Origin of the sequence: Pseudoalteromonas rubra (assembly GCF_005887095.1) — a bacterium.
GTDB lineage: Bacteria > Pseudomonadota > Gammaproteobacteria > Enterobacterales > Alteromonadaceae > Pseudoalteromonas > Pseudoalteromonas rubra_E.
This window is the reverse complement of sequence record NZ_PNCI01000076.1, coordinates 52,278-69,115: the sequence shown is the minus strand read 5'-3', so window position 1 is coordinate 69,115 and position 16,838 is coordinate 52,278. Positions and strand designations below refer to the sequence as shown.

The window sequence follows — 16,838 nt, the reverse complement described above, 5'->3', positions numbered from 1 at the left end:
GAAACAAGACCGAAGCACTGCTTCGCAGCTTGTTGAGGTGGAGTCAGGACGACGACAGGCCACCGCTTCATGGAAGAAAGAGCAGCACAATATAACCAGTTTTAGCCCAGATAGCTCAGTCGGTAGAGCAGAGGATTGAAAATCCTCGTGTCGGTGGTTCGATTCCGCCTCTGGGCACCATTATTAGAAAGCCTCGCATTAGCGGGGCTTTTTACTTTCTGCTCTAAATTAAATGAGTTGGCGTAATCGAACACGCCTGCGGGTGGTTCGATGATGAAATACGTCCTGGTATTTCACCGCAAGCGGCCAGCTAAAGCTGTTCAAAGTGGTTCCAGACCACTTTGTCCGCCTCTGGGCACCATTATTAGAAAGCCTCGCATTAGCGGGGCTTTTTACTTTCTGCTTTACTTACCTTTCATACATCGCATTAACAATACAGGTGGTTTCGTCTATTTGCAGTGCAACGGCCTTGCCTTGGGCTTTGGCCGACAGAAGTAACGAAAATTCTTCATTGAATGAGGTCCTGTTTCGGTCAAGGCAAAAGCGGTTTGGCCAGGTTGGGTAACATTTACAGTCTGTTTTTGTGGTTCCTTCCATGCCAATAGAGATTGTTTTGCCATCATATCCTATTGCTATCATTTCAATACGACCACTATGCCAATCTGCGTAAGCAAAACAAGGCAAAAGCAAACAAAGGGAAAGCCATTTTTTCATGGGTTGTCCTATTCTAGTTATACAATGTGATTTGCAGTATGTATTATAATCAAAAATGAATTTGCTTAGCCAATACCAGAGCGCAGAGCGTCAATTTGGCCATATACCGAATTAAGCGCACGTTTTTGAGTCCATATGGAACAGATTGAGATTTTTGAGATCCCCAGCCCTTGCCGTGGGATCTGTGAGGTGAATAACCGAGGTTATTGTAAAGGGTGCTTTCGCAGTCGCGAAGAGCGCTTTCACTGGCACGCCTTAACCGAGCAACAAAAGCGCAAAGTGATCGAGTTATGTGCGCAGCGACAAAAGCGTGTGATGGCTGCGAAAAAACGTCAAAGTGATATACCCTCAGAAGGCACAGAACAAACAGCAGAGCAGGACGATTTCTTTAAATCTGATACTTAGCTTTTAACATGGTCACAGTTCCTTTTTCAGCCAGCTGTTCCAATGCTTGTTCTAGTTGTGGGATCAGCGTTTTGTGTTTTTTATGCAAGTAGTGATAAGTCTCTATGGTCAACAGGGTTTCTATCTTTAACGATTCTAAATCAATGTCTGCAAGGTGCTCACGCAAGTGAAAATCAACGACCAGCGCAGCCTGTACTTTGCCCTGAGTAACCAGATTAAGCTGGGTTATGTTGTTTTTTACTTCTATTAGCTGGCCATTAAACGGAGTCGTCTTCAGATATTGGTTCGCTACCAGATAGCCACTTTGGATGACCAAAGAATCAAGTTGCTGGAATGTGCAACTCAAGCAACGACTAAGCAGCTGCAGGTTAAAGGTGTAAAGAGGAAAGCTTACTTTAAGTAGGTTCGGATAAGCCTGAGTTACACCATGTATCCGACCAAGTTGCCCATCCAAAGCGCCATCATTGGCTGCAATTAACGCACTTTGCCGGTTGAAATCGACCAACTCCAATCTATACCCCAATTGCTGATAAGCGGTTTGCAGTAATTCAATGACGTACCTGGCCTGGGGGGTATCCGCGGGGCGGTTAAAGTAGAGTGTTCGCTCATCAGATGCCATACTTTTCAAACTCAGGCAGTAAAGCAATATCAAGCTGAAAATTCGCAATGGATCTCCTTATTGAAAATCTAACCATCCTGTCATGCTATCTGCCTGCGAGAGGCTGCCGTTTTTGCTTACTCGGTAGCGGCACATTTCGCATGATCGGATACACCTTAGCGTAATTATGATACACTTTTTACAGAGATTGCTGTAACCAAATTTACTATGAGCTATAACCTGTGTAATTTATCAAGACAAGATAAATATCAAATTCAGTTAGAATACGAAGCGTCGTTCTGGGCCTATCAAATAAAACGCGGCAAAAATAGCCGAGAGGCGATTTATGATGCCATTAATCAACGTCCTATTTCTGATCAGGCGGTTTTAAAGGAAAAGTTTGAATTCTACCTGGGGTTGATGCTGGCATAGCCATGAACATAATCGCAGGGGTTTTACCTGCTATTCAGACGCCTCTCGTGAATAAGTTCTACCAAGCCCATAAGGCGAGGGGAAAGGCGACTCGTCAGGATCAAAATTGGGTGTTAAAAAGCACCGAGATTGTCGCAGCGTGCAGAGTACAATGCGTAGCGAGCAGTGATTTTTTATCCACGGTTTTGGTTGACCCCAAGCTGCGTGGCAGAGGGCTCGCTCGGCAGTTGTTAATGGCGGTGCTGGCCTCGCAGCATACCCCTTTATATACTTTTGCTTATCGTCATCTTGCTACTTTTTATGCTGGGTTAGGTTTTGAAGAAATAGAACCTGAGAGGTTGCCTCAGGCGCTGACAGAGAAATATCACACTTATGTTGCACAAGGTCGGCAGATCCTGGCAATGCAATATATAAAACCCGATAAGAATTGACTATGTTGCGAATAACCCTCAGTTTTATCCTTCTTGTATTTGCCTCTGCATCAATGGCACAGGTTGCACGTTTGTCTCCTGCAGAGGGGCTGTCTCAAAGCTATGTCAATACGTTGCTGATAGACGATAACGGTTACCTTTGGCTGGCAACGGAAGGTGGTCTGAACCGGTATGATGGTTATCAGGTACTGGAGGTCGGTGGGCCTAATCAGGACCTGAATAAAATGCAGATAGACCGCATATATCAGGATGAAAATGGCCTCATCTGGATTGCATCTGGGCGTGCAGGACTGCTTAGCTACGATCCTGAGCAAGATAGCTACCGTCGCTATACATCCGCACCTGAGTCTGAAGAAGATTACTTTGAGAACAGTGTGTTCCAGATGCTCAGTAAGAGTAAACACGAACTTTGGCTGGGACGAGCGCAAAATGTCGCAGTAATGGATACTCGAACCGGTGAAATCACCAAAGAAATAAAGTTACCAGTAGATGATCCACAACTGGCGGTACGCGGTCTGTTAAAGCACGAAGATTTACTTTTTATCGCATCTGCAGAGCGTTTGTTTGTTTATAATATTCAAACCGACGAATTGCGTGCGCTCAAACACAGAGATCAGATCACACACCCCTTTCAAACCAATACCAAATCATTGCATTTACTGGACGACAACACTTTGATACTAGGTGCTGTAATAGGCATGTATCAATTGGATATTTCTGCTTTACGGCGCGATTTTAATGCCGAGGTTCCGTATAAAACCCTCATCGAAGAGCTCAATATCTGGCAAATTGAGAGCAATGGCACACAGCTTTTACTCGGCACAGACCTGGGGCTAATGCAATACGATATCGCCAGTGGCCAGGTACACCGTGATACGCGCCTGACTGACAGTCGATATGCCGTGTCGGACAGCAGCGTGATCTATTTTATTCGAGATGACTTTGGAGGGATTTGGATTGCAACGAAAAAAGACGGAGCTTTCTACTTGCCAGCGGAGTCCCAGGGGTTTGACAATGTCCATCCCGGTACTGTCCAGGGCCGCTTTTCTAAAGGCACTGTATGGGGTCTGGTCGAATACGATGGCTATATCTGGGCCGGGACCCGAGATGGTTTAACCCGCTATGATCCACAGACCCGTCAGTCTGAGCAGTTTCTGGCCGGGTTCCTGGGAGATGGATTTTATCCTGAGTTCACTATTTTTGGCTTACTGAATTATCAGGATAAGCTTTGGCTTAGCAGTAACCGTGGTTTATTTGTGTTTGAGCCACATTCAGAACAGATTTATCGGCCTCAGGCACAAGATGAAGCAGCCACGGCGGTATTGTCCGGATTTGTAAAAGGGGCTGTGATTGTTGGAGACGGCCAACTTTATCTGGTGGATGAGAAAACCGGTTTTCATGTGTTTGATATTAATACAGCCAGGTTGACTAAGCTGGGTGAGGAATTCGATCGGTTTGACCCTTTTCTGAGTTATGGCTTTTATAAGCCACTTAGCACGCACCCTCAAGATCCGGTCTTTTACAGTGAAGGTCGGTTATTTCGCTATGATACTCAGGCACATAAACTGGTTGAGATTTACCAGGTACCCAAAGCGCACAAACAAAGTGCTGTCGACCTACTGAGCTATACCATAGATAAACACAATGTCTTATGGCTGTCTTTTGCCAGGCATGGCCTAGTGCGACTGACTGCTGATGGGTATGAATTGTTGCCTATGCCTAATGAACAGCATACGGTAACTAACAATATTCTGTACGAAATGGTTCAGGATGACGTGGGCATGATCTGGATGTCGTCACACCAGGGGATTTGGCGGCTGGACCCAGACAACTTTCACCTTCAGGGTTTTACAACGGCTGATGGGTTGATGAGTAACGAGTTTAATGGCGGAGCGTCTGTTAAGCTCGCGGATGGTCGTATTGGTTACGGTTCATTGCAGGGCTTTACTTTGTTTGATCCAAAAGCACATCGCCCAACTAAATCTTTGTTAAGCCGGGTCAATATTACAGATGTTGACTTGATGTCGCGCGATATCCTGCCTTCCGGGCTTAAATCATTTTCCTATATTGAACTCAATCACGACGACATTGGTCTGGAGGTCTCATTTTCAGCTATGGCGTTCACGTTGCAGGAGCGCATAGTCTATGAGTATCAACTTTCAGGGGAGCAGCGGATTCTAAGTCGCAACAGTAATCGAGTTGTATTTCCCAAGCTTAGCCCAGGCAACTATCGCCTGAAGGTATGGGCTAAAGATCCGCTGACGGGCGATTATACCCCGCCTGCGCAGTTAGAAATAGCTGTGCATTACCCTGTGTGGCGCGCGCCATGGGCACTGTTTTGTTATGTGTTACTGGGCGCTGCATTATTTGCTTTTTGGGTGCACAGGAAGAATAAAGTCGCAGGTATGATCCTGGCTGCGCACCGTGAAACGCAAAACAGTGAAACACGCCTTAAAATGGCTCTGGAAGGCAGCAATTCAGGGGTATGGGACTGGCAATCCGGCAGCCATCTTGTTTATCAGCCGCGATTGGTGAGCGACTTGGGTTACAGCAATGATAGTATCGTACTGGATGAGTATCTTGAGCTGATCCATCCTCAGGATCGTGCTTTGTTCCGCATTGAATGGTTGGAATTTGTGTCGACAGAAAAAGGCTTTATTGACTGTACTTATCGCTTGCGTCATATCAATGGGCAGTGGCGCTGGTATAAGGACTACGGCAAAGTGATGGCCTGGCAAGATGGAGTACCTGTACAGGTTGCCGGAACCTATACCAACCTAACGCGAGAGCGTGTCTTTGAGGAACGTGCAACTTTGTTTGGTGCGGCGTTTGAGCAGACACGAGATTGGGTAATGATTTTTGACAAGCATTTACGGATTCTGGCTTGTAATAAGGCCCTGCAAAGTGCTTTTTGTGTCAGTGAGGCGCCCTCCTCAAGTACCAGTGTAACATTGGGCCTTGAACGTCATGTCAGAATGAAGTATTTGCGCGAGATCAGCAAACTGAAAGTCGGTGAGTTGTATGTTGCGGAAGAGACACTGAGGTTGCCAAGTGGAGAAAAGCGGCAAGTTCTGCTAAAAATCAGTGCCACCGAAGATAAGCACTACATTTTGGTCCTGACCGATATCAGCAAGCAAAAACGCACAGAGAAAGAGCTTTACCAGTTGGCAAATTATGATGCTCTGACCAAGCTGCCAAACAAAGTGTTGTTTATGGACCGGGTGCAACATGCGATTGAGCAAGCGCGTTTATCACGACAGCCGTTGGCCATCATCGCGATTAAATTCAGTCGATTACAGCGTTTTGCGGATACCTATGGCAATGACTTTCTTGCGTTAGTGACCCAGAAACTGGCGACTAACCTTCAGTGTTGCTTCCGCGAAGTTGATAGTCTCGCCATTGGTAATGAACGAGATTTCTATATTTTGATGGAGCAACTAACGAGTGTGGAGCAGGTCATGCGCTATATCCACTGCCTGCTTGAGCGCTTCGAAAAAGGCTTTGAGATTGAACAGCAACAGGTACATGTTAAAGCAAAACTGGGTATTGCGATGTTCCCAGAAGATGCCAGCGATGCGTTTGACCTGAATCAGGCGGCCGAGACGGCTCTTAACCATGCAAGACAGTCTTTGGTGACCGACTATCAGTTTTATCATCGTGAGATTAATGAACAAGTGCAGCGCGCCCTGGCAATAGAGCAAGCTTTGTTAAAAGCATACCAGGAAGAAGCGTTTCGCAATCATTATCAGCCGATCATTAATGCCAGCCACATGTCGGTAGAGGGTTTTGAAGTGTTATTACGCTGGCCACAGGATCCCAGCTATAGTATTGAAGAACTTGCTCATACCGCAGAGCAGACAGGGATCATTACCCGGGTTATGCTACAGACACTGGAGCGTGCACTCGCTGATCTGAAAGAATGGCATACCTCTCACCCGGACCTATACATTTCAGTCAATTTATCGGCTTTGGATTTTCAGTACGATGATTTACTGGTTCGTATCAAGGAAATCCTGATGCGTAATCAAGTTGATGGTCGCTATCTGGTGTTTGAAATTACTGAATCAGTGATGATGGCGGATGCCCGACAGGCCATTTCACGAATGCATGAACTCAGAGCTCTGGGGTGCCGTCTTTATATGGATGACTTTGGTACTGGCTATTCATCTTTGACTTATCTTAAACAGTATCCGGTCGATGCACTTAAAATTGACCGCAGTTTTGTCAGCGATATTGGCCGAGATAAAGAACATGAGGTGATTATTCACTCGACTCTGTCATTGGCGCATAGCCTGGGCAAGTATTGTGTTGCTGAAGGGGTAGAAAATAAGGAACAGTTGTCTTTCTTGCGGATGTTGGGGTGTGAGCGTTTTCAGGGCTATTTGTTTAGTAAGGCACTACCGGCACCGGAGGCCGGCGAATTACTAATACGTAACTGGCATCAGGTGTTTACTCGCGCCAGTTAGCCATATTAGTGGCATGAAGTGGCCCGTGGAAAGCGGGCCAGTTTGTGTTTACAGCTTACCTCCACAATGGCGGCAATAGTGGTCGTGCACACGCTGGCTGGTCATCATTTTAATGGCCTGATTCGCCTCTACGGCACTCAGCCCCAGCTCAATTCGCAGCGCCTCCAGGTGCTCTTTTTCTTGTTCATCGACTTTACCGTCGCTCAGGGAATGCAGGACGGCTTCGTTGAAAGCATCCCGTCGTTTTCTGAGTTGATCTGCAAAACTCGATGCCAGCAGACCTGTGGGAATAGCGACCATCCCCATACTTAGCAAAGTGATCACCCCACCAAAAAAGCGCCCTAATGGCGTAATAGGCACGACGTCACCATATCCGACTGTCGTGAGGGTAGCCATGGCCCACCACATAGCAGCAGGGATAGAACCAAACTTATCGGGCTGTACATCGTGCTCGATCAGATAAATACCACACGAGGCCACAATCAGTACCAGTGACATAATAAAAAAAGCGGCAAGGAGTGAGCTACTTTCTTCTCTGAACGCTGCCAGCAGTAACTGCATTGCGCGGGAATAACGGGTGAGTTTGAAGATGCGTAGTAACCGGAATACCCGTAAAAAGCGCAGGTCAAAAGAGAAGAACACCATTAACAGAGTAGGGAGAATCGCCAGCAGATCGATAATGGCTAAAGGAGAGAGCACATAACGCAGGCGTTTTCTAATATTGTTGCCTGAGGTGTGTTTAAACTCGAGTTTATCCACACAACACCATAGCCTCAGCAGGTACTCAATGGTAAAAATGGCGACGGAGATCACTTCGATGTAGAAGAATAGGTCGTGATAACGTATGGCCAGTGCAGGCACGGATTCAAGTACAATGGCTATCACGTTGACAATGATCAAGGTGATCAGAAATACATCAATTGCATGTCCGGCTTTTCTGAATCGGCCACTGGCTTCCAGTAGTCCTGCGGCTTTTTGTCTGAGTGTCAGATCCATAAATGTATTGTTCACCTTGTGGTAATAGGTTGTCTGGTGTTACTGAACTGTCAGTGGCATTTTCATAATCACGGTCCCTTCTTCAAAATCCCGGCTGACAGCGAATCCCAGCTTTTTAGCCAGTCCGATCATACCGGTATTTTCCGGTAGAGTGATCCCTTCAATACATCCCACCCGTTGACGCTTGCAATAGGCGATAGCAGCTTCCATCAGTAACTTACCCAGGCCAAGGCCCTGGCAATCGGAGCGCACCACTACAGCAAACTCTGCAAGTAAGTTGTCTGGGTCCATGAGCACCCGGGAAACGCCCAGAGTGCGCTGGGCACTTTTGTATGGCTCGGTAATGATAAACGCCATTTCACGGTCATAATCTATCTGTGTCATTTTAGCCAATTGTTCGTGGGTAAACTGAGGAAGCTCACCAAAAAATCGACGATATCTGTCTTCTTTACTGAGGGATTGATCGAACTCTTGGTGGTTACGTTCGTCTTCCGGGCGGATAGGCCTTAGCTGTGCTTCAACCCCGTTCTTTAGAATAACCGAGCGCTCCCACTCTTTGGGATAAGGTTTGATAGCCAGTCGTTTGCGTCCGGGAAGTGGCTCATATCGTTGCAAATCAATGTTGGCATCCAGAATTAAAAAGTGTCCGTCCGTTGCCAGGATTGGGTTGAGTTCCACAGCCTGGATATCCGGCTGATCAATGACCAGCTGTGAGACGCGGGTAAGTAGGGCACAGAGACGATATTTGTCGACTTTCTCTGGTAACAGGCGCTCTTTTAACACGCCTTTGTCATAGGCCGCGGCTATCAAATATTTGGCCAGGTTCATATTCAGTGGGGGCAGAGCGACGGCAGCCTGATTAAAATTGAATCCGGTACCCGCTTCGCCCAGCAAAATAACGGGGCCGACATCCGGTTCGGTTTTGACGGCGATGCGCAGCTCCTGACTGCCAGCCCGGGGCGCCATTTTTTGCAACGAGAAACCTTCGATGATGGCATCTGGATAGGCTTGCTTGATACGTAGTAGAATCGCAAATGCACTTTGTTCTACCTCATCTGCATCATTGAGGTTCAGGACCACGCCACCTACTTCAGATTTAGATGGGATGCTGGGACTAATTAGCTTGAGTGCAACCGGGAAGCCGAGTATTTGTGCTTGTTCTTTTGCTTCACTGGGTGTTAACGCAATGTCTGTATCTATGCACTCCATCCCGTAATGGCAGAGGATTTTACCGGCCTGATGAGTGGAGAGCTGAGTGAGATCTTGTTTCAGGAAGGCATCTATCTGTGCTTTGGCATGGGTGCTGTTGATCAGTTCATCCTGGCTGACAGATTCCGGTGTCTGAGTGAGGTGCTTTTGGTTGCGACGATAGCTGATTAAGTGCATAAACGCACCGACCGCCCCTTCCGGTGTGCGGTAGGTTGGGATACCGTGTCGGACACAGACGTCACGGGCTTCATACGCCGCTTCTTCTCCCATAAAGTTGGTCATGACAAAAGGACGGGCCATTTTAGGCAAGGTGCCCAGGGTTTGGGCAATGATCTCTGCGTAAGCTTCACTGGGGGCAAGCGCTGACGGTGTGTGGATGATCAAAAGGTTTTTAACCTCATCAGCCTTGAGTAAAATTTCCAGTGCCTGCTTGTAGCGGTGCGGAGCCGAATCACCGAAAATATCAATGGGATTCGCGGTGTGGTTGGACTGAGGGATCACGGCATTGAGTGCCGCGATGGTTTTGTCACTGAGTTCCGCGAGCTTGCCACTGCGTTGTAATAAGGTATCCACAGCCATGATACCCGGGCCGCCACCGTTGGTGAGAATGGTCAGATGCTCGATTTGCAACAGTTTAGGGTGCAGCGCCAAAGTTTGCGTAGCGGCAAACAACTCCCTCAGATCGGTGACCCTGAGCATGCCCGCGCGCTGAAACATCGCGTCGTACACCGCGTCGTCCGAGGTTGACCCGCCAGTATGGATCATTGCAGCTTGCGCACCTGCCTGAGTACGGCCAGTCTTGATTGCGATCACGGGTTTACTGAAGGCTGCAGCCCGTGCAGCAGAGATAAAGCGACGGACATCTTTGATGTTGTCTATGTAGAGTAAGATGGCTTTGGTTTTTGCGTCCCGCCCAAACAAATCGAGCAATTCGTCAAAATCAATATCCAGACTGTCGCCCAAAGAGATAAAATAAGAAAACCCGATGTGTTTGCTTTTTGCCCAGTCCAGTATGGTTGAGCACACCGCAGCAGATTGGGAAATAAAGGCCAGTTTACCTGCATCAGCAGTGGTGTGAGAAAAGCTGGCATTCAGCCCCAGATGGGGAACCAGCATCCCAAGGCTGTTAGAGCCGAGCAGGGTGATCTGTTTTTTTCTTGCCAGTGTCTGTAATCGTGCCTTTTGGTCGCTATCAAGCCCGGCTGCGACAATGATGACATTTTTACACCCCCGTTCTGCGAGGTCTGTCAGTACCTGTATAAGAGTGGATTTATTGGTACAGATAACAGCCAGATCGGGTACCTGTGGCAAGTCGGCGATCGTCGGGTAGGCGAGCACCCCCTGAACGGCTGAGTACTTTGGCGTGACGGGCATGATGGGGCCTTTGAAGCCGCCATGCAGCAAGTTGCGCATCACGACGTTACCTGCTCTATCTGGGTTGCTGGAAGCGCCAATCACAGCCACCGAGCGGGGGTTAAAGAACTGGTTGATCCGCTTAATGCTCATACTAACTCCTTGACTTGCCTAATGATGGCGGGTTATCTGCTAAATATTAATCGCTTTATGGACAGGTTGCGAGTTAAAGCAGGCATTGTTTTGATCTGAGTGCACTCGCCCACCTAAAATGACGAAACAAGTGCCATCAGGGTTAGCGGTTTTTGTCTAACCATTTCCCCATCGCCGCATCATAGGCATCCGTGATGGCATTTTTGTCACAGGTACTGCTCATCGTGAGCCAGTTTTTGGCAAACCCCTCGGGGGGCGGGTTATTGGGATCGCCCTGAACTTCTTTGTAGCACCGGTCTCCTTCGCGATATTCTGTAAAAATTTGGTTTTGAGATTCGACTTGGCGCAGTGTTTGATTTCTGAGGTGGTGGGATTTGGGCACACCCAGGCGCTGAGGTTGAGGCTGTCCTGTGGGCGCGTCTCCTGCTATTTGCTGGTTGAGTTGCTGCTGTTGCAAACGCAGGCGAGACAGCCCAAGTGCGGGGTCGATGTGCTTGTACGGTTTGTCTTTGTTTGTATTGCCCGAAGCCTCAATCTGTTGCTGCGATTGCACCGTCTCTGTGGCTTTATTCTCAGCGACAGGTTTAGAGGAGCTTACAGTGGCAGCAGTGACTGAAGCAGGTGGCTCTTTTGGTACCACTAATTGTTCGGCAGGCTCCTTTGTGCTGATAGCGGGTTCAGGTTCTTTAGTATCTGGTTCTAAAGCAACCATTGGCGTGCTTTTTTTTGGTTGTTCGACCACCAGATACGTTTTAATACTTTTGGTAGATGGGATAGTGGAGACAAATGCCCGGTGCTGAGCAAGTAGCCACAGCAAGCCCAGATGGCTGGCAACAGACACAACAATTGCAACGACCCACGAACGCATCACTTTTCCTTAGTGTGTTATTTTTATGACTCTGGTTTATACTTAAAACACAGATATGACCTTGCCCTTTGTTAAAAGTTCAGTTGCATCAGCTCAGTTGCAATCATCCGCAGTAGTCGCGTTTCACGCAGTAATGACTGTCCTTGTTTATCGCTGCTGGCCAGCACACGTTCGTTGTGCGCAATTGCCTGAGCAATCTCAACCCAACGTGGTTGCATACCATTATTTACTTCATAGTGCTCCATCTCGGGCTCATCAAATTCACCGCAAATATCACATACGTAGCAATGAGAAATAATATGGACAGTATCATAGTCCGGTTTGTGCCAGCGTTGATACTCTTCGTAAACACCAAAGGGAACCACGTTAGTGACGGTACGGGCACCCGTTTCCTCTTTGACTTCACGTACTAGCGCATCGGTCAGAGATTCACCTTCATCAACACCACCACCAGGCAAAGAGTAGTCGTCATATCTTTGTGTATAGAGTAGCAATATTCGCGACTGACTGGTGATGATTGCTCGTGTTGCCGGGCGGGTAAAGCAACTGCCCGGCAAAGGCGTCGCAGGGGTTGGATTAAGAACGCGCATTTTTAAGTCCACAAAAAGCGTCGATTTTAGCACAGTTTGGAGAAGGCAAACATGCCCAGCTGGCTCAGCCGGGCATGTGTTTTTTCAGGTATGTGTTAATAGGGCAGCGGGTAAGTTTTAAGTACCGTATCAATCTCAGCTAATGCCTCAGGTGGCAGAGTCATATCAAATGCTTTGATATTTTCTTTTAGCTGCGCCATGGTGGTTGCGCCTATGATAGTTGACGTGACGCCATCGACTTGATCACACCAGGCAAGTGCGAGCTGTGCGGCGCTAATGTGATGCTCTTTGGCAATCTCCAGATAGGCGGTGGTGGCTTCCTGGGCAAACTGGGTATCACGGAAGAGGCCATTGCGCTGGATCAAGGTCCAACGTGAGCCTTCCGGTCTTGCGCCGCCCAGATACTTGCCTGACAATGCACCGCCTGCAATGGGTGACCAGGGCAGATATGCAATGTCTTCATGCACGCAATTCTCAATAATATATGGCCAGTCTTTGGCATGTAGCAGGTTGAATTCGTTTTGAATGGAAACGGGCCGTGGTAGTTGGTGCTGTTGTGCCAACTGCAGGTAAACGTTGACCCCCCATGGTGTGTCGTTAGACAGCCCCCAGTGGCGAATTTTGCCTGCATCGATGCACTGTTTTAAGGCCTTCAAGATCTCAAGCATGTCTGCTTTGTGCTGCTCTGTAGACACATCACTGAAAGTGATCATCCCCGGCCAGTGTTTGGAAAAGTGCGGGGATGTCCTGTTTGGCCAATGCAACTGGTAAACATCTATGTAATCGGTTTGTAAGCGCTTTAGTGAGGCATCCACAGCCTGCACTATGGCCTCTGCCGAAATAGGTGCACCACCGCGGATCCAGGCTAATCCCGAGCCCGCAATTTTGGTCGCGATGACGATATCCTGGCGTTTTTCCGGGTGACGACGCAACCAGTCTCCGATGATTTCCTCGGTTTTACCATAGGTATCTGGCGAGGGAGGAACGGCATACATCTCTGCGGTATCGATAAAATTGATACCCTGTGCAAGTGCATAGTTGATTTGCTCATCGGCGTCGTGCTGATTGTTCTGCACACCCCATGTCATGCTGCCCAGGCAGACACGTGACACCTCTAAATTGGAATGACCCAGGCGGCTGTACTTCATAAATGCTCCTTGTGTTGAATAGGTCTGGCGTATCGGCTTAGTGAGCGATAGATACGCAGGCATTGTCTGACCAGTTTAGAGTATTTCCAAATAAAATACAGATCGTATGTGGTGACAAAAAATATTCAATCGTATTGCCATAGTGAGATTCTTTGCACATAATAACTGTATAAATAACCAGTCTTCGAGATCATGCGTAAGTTTATCCATGTTGATATGGACTGCTTTTATGCCGCCGTAGAAATGCGAGACAACCCAGCGCTTGCGGATGTTCCCATTGCGATTGGAGGGAACAGCCATCGTGGTGTGCTGTCGACAGCCAATTATATTGCCCGCCAATATGGGGTGCGCTCAGCCATGTCTAACTATAAGGCCAAACAGTTGTGCCCTGAGCTGGTGATTGTGCCTGGCCGGATGTCAGTTTACAAAGCGGTGTCGGCGCAAATACGAGCAATTTTTGCCCGCTATACCGAGTTGATTGAACCATTGTCCCTGGATGAAGCCTACCTGGATGTAACGGAATGCGCTTTGTATCAGGGAAGCGCCACATTAATTGCTCAGCAGATCCGCAGTGACATTTTTAACGAAACAGGCTTAACCGCTTCTGCCGGGATTGCTCCCATTAAATTCCTGGCCAAAATTGCCAGTGATGAAAACAAACCCAATGGCCAGTATGTGATCACTCCCAATGACGTGGCTGCGTTTATCGATACACTGCCACTGAAAAAAATCCCGGGTGTGGGTAAAGTCACCCATGAAAAACTGCTGGCTGTGGGGCTGCAATATGGCCGGGATGTTAAAGCCATGAGTCGCGCACAGATGACGGATCGCTTCGGTAAATTTGGTGATGTACTGTGGCGGCGTTGTCAGGGCATAGATGAGCGCAAAGTAGAAACTGAGCGTGTTCGTAAATCAGTAGGGGTTGAGACCACGTTTGAAAAAGACATTCAAAGCCTGGATGCGCTCAAAGAGATTCTTCGTCGGCGGTTGTTACCTGAACTACAAAGGCGTTCTGAGCCCTACCGCGGGGCGAGAACCTTCAATAAGCTGGGCGTTAAAGTAAAGTTTTATGACTTTTCGCAAACCACCAAAGAATGCCAGTATCATGAGATTGATGAGAGTGTGCTATTCACCTTGCTGGAGCAGGCTGTAGAACGCTTTGGCAGTAAACCGGTACGGCTGATCGGCATTCAGTTGGGTCTAGGTGAGAGTTCATCCGGCCAGGCCCAGTTAGGCCTGTTTGACGTTCCGACCTTAGACTAAAAGATAACTGCGTCACTACTCTGTGATTATACGCCTGTGTGCTAGGGTATTAGCAAACCGATTTAGCAGTAACACCGTTGTGAGGGTTATGGCCCGTTACCAGATATGTTTAATCGCACTGGCAAGGCTAAACCTGAGGTGAGACGATAATAATACCAATTTCACTTAATACCTGTTCAATTTAAAGGAGCAAATATGCCGGTAACGGTGTTAAAAATTTCTCATTTAGAACAACTGAATAGCGAAGTTTTTGCGGTGTTATCGACGATATTTTCTCGCCTCAAAATAGAACACTTAATTAAACAAATTGGTATAACTGTGCTTTAGTGACTTTTGTCTGCGGCATGGCTGAGCGGGTTGTGTGCTGAGCAATAACGAACATATATAAAGAGACTATAAATAACAACAACAGGACAACAACAGGGGGAATACAATGCAGTCAATCATGATCGTGCTGTTTGGCATACTGGGTATGCTGTTTGGCTGGTTTGTCTATTCAAAGTTCATCGCCGAAAAAATATTTAAAATGGACGATAAGTTCGTGACACCGGCGCATGAATTAAACGACGGAGTAGACTATGTGCCAACCAACAAAGTCGTACTCTGGGGACATCACTTCACATCTGTAGCCGGGGCGGCGCCTATTGTTGGCCCAGCCATAGCAGTATATTGGGGCTGGGTGCCAGCCGTTTTGTGGGTGGTGTTTGGCACCATCTTTTTTGCTGGTGTGCACGATATGGGTGCCCTTTGGGCCAGTGCCCGTCACAAGGGCAAGTCTATGGGTGCCCTGTCTGAAACTGTGATAGGAAAGCGCACCCGGTCATTATTTATGATTGTGGTCTTTTTGGTCCTGTTGATGGTCAATGCGGTATTCGGGGTGGTGATTGCCAACTCTTTTGTAGCCAACCCCAGTGCCGTATTCCCCGCGTGGGCTGCGATTCTGGTTGCACTGGTCATTGGCCAGTTGCTCAAACGCCAGGTGCCGTTGGTGCCCTTGTGTGTGATCGGGGTAGCCATCTTGTATGCCAGTATTTATGTGGGGTCGGGTATGCCGCTGGCACTGCCCAGTGAGTTGTTTGGTCTGGCCGACAAAGCAAACTGGATCATTATCTTGTTTATTTATGCCGCCGTTGCATCTTTATTACCTGTCTGGATGTTGCTGCAGCCGAGAGACTTCATTAATGGCATGCAACTGCTGGTCGGTCTGGTACTGTTGTATGGTGCGGTATTTGTGGTGATGCCTGATATTACGGCGCCGGCATTTAATACTCAGACGGCAGTAGATACACCGAGTATTATTCCTTTGTTGTTTGTCACTATCGCTTGTGGAGCCGTATCCGGATTTCATGGAATTGTATCCTCTGGCACCAGTTCCAAACAGCTAGACAAAGAGACGGATGGCCGTTTTGTTGGTTATCTGGGCGCTGTGGGTGAGGGGTCGCTGGCTCTGATCACTTTGGTGGCCGTAAGTGGTGTAATGCTGGCGGTATCGCCTGAAGAGTGGCATGAAATATACAGTCATCTTGGCGCTGGTAGTGTGGGCGCCTTTATTCAGGGGGGCGCGAATCTGATCAGCAATGGCTGGGGACTATCGGTGGAAATCGCCTCGACCCTGCTGGCGGTGATGGTGGTGTTATTTGCGGGTACCACGATGGACTCGGGTGTACGCCTACAGCGTTATATTATTCAGGAATGGGGAGAGATCTACCAACTGAATGCACTGAAAAATGGCGTACTTGCAACTTTGGTTGCTGTCGGATGTTGCTTGTTGCTGGCATTTGGTGCTGGTGGGGCATCGGGTAGCGGCGGTATGATTATCTGGCCACTGTTTGGCTCCACCAACCAGATCCTCGCAAGTCTGACCTTACTGGTAATTTCTGTGTATCTGATTAAACTGGGTCGCCCTGCCAAGTTTACTCTGATCCCCATGACTTTTGTGATTCTGATGGCTTTCTTCGCCGGGGTGATCAAGCTGGGTGAATACTATGAACAGGGTAACTGGCTATTGGTTGGCCTCGATATTGTGGTACTTGTTGTCAGTGTATTGGTCATGCTTGAAGCCTGGTCTGTGGTCAGTAAACTCAAGTTACAAAAAGACACTGAGACGACATCGCAGCCCGACTAAATGACAGGATCAGGGTGCAAAGGTGTTGAGTGTCAGCGCTATTCAACGTGATAGCGCATTATTCTGTGCTTAAGCGCCTATTTACCT

13 protein-coding genes and 1 tRNA gene are annotated in these 16,838 nt (G+C 48.0%); 7 read left to right on the top strand and 7 right to left on the bottom strand.

Annotation, left to right across the window (positions count from 1 at the left end):
* Positions 1-104 precede the first annotated feature (104 nt).
* Positions 105-180, top strand: a tRNA-Phe gene (locus CWB99_RS22590).
* A 228-nt stretch (positions 181-408) separates the two neighbouring features.
* On the opposite strand, the gene CWB99_RS22585 is transcribed toward CWB99_RS22590, so the two are convergent.
* Entirely contained in the window at positions 409-714 is a 306-nt protein-coding gene (locus CWB99_RS22585; RefSeq protein ID WP_138550111.1) for a hypothetical protein, read from the bottom strand.
* 135 nt (positions 715-849) lie between these two features.
* On the opposite strand from CWB99_RS22585, the gene CWB99_RS22580 reads away from it, so the two are divergent.
* Positions 850-1,119 carry a DUF1289 domain-containing protein gene (locus tag CWB99_RS22580; RefSeq protein ID WP_138550110.1) on the top strand — a complete coding sequence of 90 codons (270 nt, stop codon included), beginning with the start codon at positions 850-852 and terminating at the stop codon, positions 1,117-1,119.
* Here CWB99_RS22580 and CWB99_RS22575 read toward each other — a convergent pair.
* Complete coding sequence (locus CWB99_RS22575) at positions 1,103-1,786, bottom strand: substrate-binding periplasmic protein (protein ID WP_138550109.1); 684 nt, start codon at positions 1,784-1,786, stop codon at positions 1,103-1,105. The two genes, CWB99_RS22580 and CWB99_RS22575, sit on opposite strands and share 17 nt — an antisense overlap.
* A 159-nt stretch (positions 1,787-1,945) precedes the next feature.
* Here CWB99_RS22575 and CWB99_RS22570 point away from each other — a divergent pair, with 159 nt between their 5' ends.
* The 3 genes from CWB99_RS22570 to CWB99_RS22560 are packed head-to-tail and all read left to right on the top strand — an operon-like array spanning position 1,946 to position 7,046.
* Entirely contained in the window at positions 1,946-2,149 is a 204-nt protein-coding gene (locus tag CWB99_RS22570; protein WP_138550108.1) for a DUF3283 family protein, read from the top strand.
* A gap of 2 nt (positions 2,150-2,151) precedes the next feature.
* The gene (locus CWB99_RS22565) at positions 2,152-2,580 is read left to right on the top strand and encodes a GNAT family N-acetyltransferase (protein ID WP_138550107.1); all 429 of its coding nucleotides are present in this window, start codon (positions 2,152-2,154) and stop codon (positions 2,578-2,580) included.
* Between the two features lie 2 nt (positions 2,581-2,582).
* Positions 2,583-7,046, top strand: a complete 4,464-nt coding sequence (locus tag CWB99_RS22560; RefSeq protein WP_138550106.1) for an EAL domain-containing protein — start codon at positions 2,583-2,585, stop codon at positions 7,044-7,046.
* 48 nt (positions 7,047-7,094) lie between these two features.
* Here CWB99_RS22560 and CWB99_RS22555 read toward each other — a convergent pair whose 3' ends face one another.
* From CWB99_RS22555 to CWB99_RS22535, 5 genes are all read right to left on the bottom strand, one after another.
* On the bottom strand, positions 7,095-8,042 hold the full coding sequence (locus CWB99_RS22555) for an ion transporter (protein WP_138550105.1): 948 nt from the start codon (positions 8,040-8,042) through the stop codon (positions 7,095-7,097).
* A 39-nt stretch (positions 8,043-8,081) separates the two neighbouring features.
* Positions 8,082-10,757, bottom strand: a complete 2,676-nt coding sequence (locus CWB99_RS22550; protein WP_138550104.1) for a bifunctional acetate--CoA ligase family protein/GNAT family N-acetyltransferase — start codon at positions 10,755-10,757, stop codon at positions 8,082-8,084.
* Positions 10,758-10,899: 142 nt separating this feature from the next.
* Entirely contained in the window at positions 10,900-11,625 is a 726-nt protein-coding gene (locus CWB99_RS22545; protein ID WP_138550103.1) for a hypothetical protein, read from the bottom strand.
* Positions 11,626-11,696: 71 nt separating this feature from the next.
* Positions 11,697-12,215, bottom strand: a complete 519-nt coding sequence (locus CWB99_RS22540) for an NUDIX hydrolase (RefSeq protein WP_138550102.1) — start codon at positions 12,213-12,215, stop codon at positions 11,697-11,699.
* A 95-nt stretch (positions 12,216-12,310) separates the two neighbouring features.
* On the bottom strand, positions 12,311-13,363 hold the full coding sequence (locus CWB99_RS22535) for an aldo/keto reductase (protein ID WP_138550101.1): 1,053 nt from the start codon (positions 13,361-13,363) through the stop codon (positions 12,311-12,313).
* Positions 13,364-13,555: 192 nt separating this feature from the next.
* Here CWB99_RS22535 and dinB point away from each other — a divergent pair, with 192 nt between their 5' ends.
* Positions 13,556-14,626 (top strand): DNA polymerase IV, encoded by a 1,071-nt coding sequence (gene dinB, locus CWB99_RS22530; protein ID WP_138550100.1) that lies wholly within the window; start codon positions 13,556-13,558, stop codon positions 14,624-14,626.
* A gap of 433 nt (positions 14,627-15,059) precedes the next feature.
* Positions 15,060-16,751, top strand: a complete 1,692-nt coding sequence (locus tag CWB99_RS22525; protein ID WP_138550099.1) for a carbon starvation CstA family protein — start codon at positions 15,060-15,062, stop codon at positions 16,749-16,751.
* Positions 16,752-16,838: the final 87 nt, after the last annotated feature.

Excerpts from the sequence above, each read along its gene's own strand:
- CWB99_RS22525 (WP_138550099.1), top strand. The coding sequence starts at position 15,060 with ATGCAGTCAATCATGATCGTGCTGTTTGGCATACTGGGTATGCTGTTT.
- CWB99_RS22555 (WP_138550105.1), bottom strand. The coding sequence starts at position 8,042 with ATGGATCTGACACTCAGACAAAAAGCCGCAGGACTACTGGAAGCCAGT.
- CWB99_RS22570 (WP_138550108.1), top strand. The coding sequence starts at position 1,946 with ATGAGCTATAACCTGTGTAATTTATCAAGACAAGATAAATATCAAATT.
- CWB99_RS22540 (WP_138550102.1), bottom strand. The coding sequence starts at position 12,215 with ATGCGCGTTCTTAATCCAACCCCTGCGACGCCTTTGCCGGGCAGTTGC.
- CWB99_RS22545 (WP_138550103.1), bottom strand. The coding sequence starts at position 11,625 with ATGCGTTCGTGGGTCGTTGCAATTGTTGTGTCTGTTGCCAGCCATCTG.
- CWB99_RS22585 (WP_138550111.1), bottom strand. The coding sequence starts at position 714 with ATGAAAAAATGGCTTTCCCTTTGTTTGCTTTTGCCTTGTTTTGCTTAC.
- CWB99_RS22535 (WP_138550101.1), bottom strand. The coding sequence starts at position 13,363 with ATGAAGTACAGCCGCCTGGGTCATTCCAATTTAGAGGTGTCACGTGTC.
- CWB99_RS22550 (WP_138550104.1), bottom strand. The coding sequence starts at position 10,757 with ATGAGCATTAAGCGGATCAACCAGTTCTTTAACCCCCGCTCGGTGGCT.
- CWB99_RS22560 (WP_138550106.1), top strand. The coding sequence starts at position 2,583 with ATGTTGCGAATAACCCTCAGTTTTATCCTTCTTGTATTTGCCTCTGCA.
- CWB99_RS22565 (WP_138550107.1), top strand. The coding sequence starts at position 2,152 with ATGAACATAATCGCAGGGGTTTTACCTGCTATTCAGACGCCTCTCGTG.
- CWB99_RS22580 (WP_138550110.1), top strand. The coding sequence starts at position 850 with ATGGAACAGATTGAGATTTTTGAGATCCCCAGCCCTTGCCGTGGGATC.
- dinB (WP_138550100.1), top strand. The coding sequence starts at position 13,556 with ATGCGTAAGTTTATCCATGTTGATATGGACTGCTTTTATGCCGCCGTA.